Annotated in this window: 3 protein-coding genes; all 3 read right to left on the reverse strand. The window is 70.2% G+C overall.

Annotation, left to right across the window (positions count from 1 at the left end; genetic code table 11):
- On the reverse strand, positions 1–332 hold a 332-nt coding region (locus ACGFI8_RS47925), incomplete at its 3' end, for a hypothetical protein (RefSeq protein WP_392815794.1).
- Between the two features lie 238 nt (positions 333–570).
- Positions 571–2,076, reverse strand: coding sequence for an Hsp70 family protein (locus ACGFI8_RS47930; RefSeq protein WP_392815797.1), 1,506 nt, complete (start codon positions 2,074–2,076; stop codon positions 571–573).
- A gap of 74 nt (positions 2,077–2,150) precedes the next feature.
- Positions 2,151–2,577, reverse strand: a 427-nt coding sequence (locus tag ACGFI8_RS47935; RefSeq protein WP_392815798.1) for a DUF4259 domain-containing protein, incomplete at its 5' end; no start/stop codon positions are given.

The following is a 2,577-nucleotide window of genomic DNA, read 5'->3' on the forward strand; positions in this document are numbered from 1 at the left end:
CAGAAGAGCAGGACCGCCGCGACGAACGCGAACAGCGCGAGCCCGGTCTGGGAGGAGCCTGGGTAGCGCAGCCCGTAGTCGGCGGCGTCGACGCCGCGGTCGGTGAGCAGCGGGAGCAGGGCCACCGCGCAGAGCATCCACTGGCGCGCGATGAACTGGCGGTGGAAGCGCACCCGCCCGTCGGGCCGACTTTCGACGGCCTGCCGCGTGCGGGCGACCCGGGTCGGGGTCGCGCGGGCGACCCGGTACAGGATCCAGGCCGTCACCAGGGCGGTCACGGTGATGCCGACGGGGCCGAAGTGAGGGTCGATCCAGGAGTTCCAGTCGATCACGACGAACATGGTGTACCCGCAACCGCCCGGCCGTCTGCCCCGTTCGACCGCAACAGCGGCAGGGCCGGCGTTCGTTGGTGGCGTACACGCCGGTGAGCATCGAAATCGCTGTTATGCGCAGTGATTGCCGGCTGGCGACGAGGTGGTCAGCCGCCGACGCGATGGTCGCCGCCTGAGCCGAGCCCGCAGCCGGGGCCAAGGGAACCACAGAGCAAACCTTGCGAAGGGGTCGCTGTGCTCACTGCATTGCGTAGAAGGGCTTTCCGTCGACGAAGAAGCGTCGCCACCGCGGGTCCCGGTACGCGAACAGCCTGCCGTCCCAAAGGCGCCAGCAGTCGCCCTCTTGTGTCCAGCACGCCGCCCGGTCCGGGTCCTCGAACGGGTCGTGAACGCGGGTAGCGGCTGGTGTCGGTCGCTTTCGAGGCGCGGCGACCACCTGGTGACCGCCACTGGGCTTCGACACGGTCTCCCCACCGGCCGCATCCGGGGAGGGCGTTGTCGATGCCTCCACGACAACCTTTGAACGTGCCGGCCAACCACTCGCGGCGGGCTCCGATCCGCCATCACCGCTCATGGCCGGTTCCCATTCGTCGTCAGCCGCGACTGGATCGCCAGCTGGGAAGGGGCCGACCGGTGCTGCATTCGCTGCCGGTACGTGGAGGGCTTGCGGTGTGGTGACCGCCGCTGCCGGGGTGTGGAGGCTGCCTTCAGCGACGACGAGTTCGGGTTGGTCGACAACCGTGGGGCTGATGCGCATGGTGCGGTGCAGCAGGGTCGCCGCGAGGGGGGTGCGGGAGGAGCCGCCGACGAGGAACACGCCGTCGACGCGTTCCGGGCCGATACCGGCGTCGCGCAGTACCCCGACGGTCAGGGCGACGGTGCGCTCCAGGTGCGGGCGAGCGGCCTTCTCGAACTCGTCCCGGGTCAGGTGTACCGCTGTGTCCACCAAGGGCACGTACAGATCGGCGGTGGCGTGGCGGGTCAGTTGTTCTTTGGTGGCGCGGGCGCCGGACCACAGCGCGTGCCGCGCTTGCCGGTCGGCGGCGGTCTGTGGCCAGTCCAGCGTTCCCCACAGGTCGGTGGCGGTGCCGGTCAGGCCGCGGGCGTGCGCGACGACCACAGCGTCGAGGTCGAGGCCGCCCACGTCGGTGAGGCCGTCGGCGGCGACCACCTCGAAACCGGTCTGGGCGCGCCGCACGACGCTCACGTCGAAGGTCCCGGCGCCGAGGTCGTACACCACGACGCACCGGCCGACGGCGACGTTGCGCTGCAGGGCGGTGACGAAATAGGCGGCGGCCGCGACCGGTTCGGGGACCAGGGCGGCGACGGCAAGCCCGGCCTGCTCGGCGGCCTGGACCAGCACGTTCAGCCGGGCACGGCCCCACGCGGCCGGGTGGGTGAGGATGACGGTCTGCGGGGTCTCCCCGGCGACCCGGCGGGCCTCCGCGGCAACCCGGCCCAGGACGGCCCCAAGGATGTCGACGACCGGATACTCCCGCTCACCCAGCCACACCGTGTTCTCGTCGATGCGACGCTTCGGGTTGAGCTCCAACCCTTCGGGGCGCGCGGTCGCGGCCCGCTCAGCATCCTGCCCGGTCCGCAGATCGGCGCCCGGGCCGGCGAACACCGCAGAGGACAACAGCGGCGACGCGTCGAACAACAGCGTGCGCGGCGGGCCGACCGGTCCGGCCAGCACCGCCACAGTGGTCGACGTGCCCAGATCGATCCCAAGCCGAAACGTCACCCACCCACTCTAAAGACGGCACTCCACCCGCAACCTCCACCGACGAGCCAGCCATAGCCAGGCGAGACAGGCGGTCATCGGCGGGCCAGTTCAGGCGGCGCCTGGCCAGCGATCAGCCGACCGCGATCGAGTCGCGAAGTGGTGTTGGCGACACGTTCCAGCGCGCTGCCGACCAGTTCGGTGCGTGCTTCCATGGTTGCCCCGTCGAGGGCGCCAGCGAATTCTGCGGCGTCGTCGTTGTCGAACGAGCCGGCGTCCCAGAAACCCATGGCCGCCATCTTCCCGGTTGTCGCCGGTGTGATCTTCGCGCCCTGTTCAGCGATGGTGCCACGAAGGCCTGCATGACGGGACGTTAGTTCCAATTCGTTGCGGTACAGGTCGTGATTCGGCACTCCTCGCAGATGTTCAGGCTGCGCCAGCCGTGCCCGTACTCGCGGATGTGGTTCTGCACCGTGGCTACGTGGAACATCAACCGGTCGCACGAGCGGCAGTGCGGGTTGG

This window comes from Dactylosporangium sp. NPDC048998 (assembly GCF_043197855.1).
Classification (GTDB): domain Bacteria; phylum Actinomycetota; class Actinomycetes; order Mycobacteriales; family Micromonosporaceae; genus Dactylosporangium.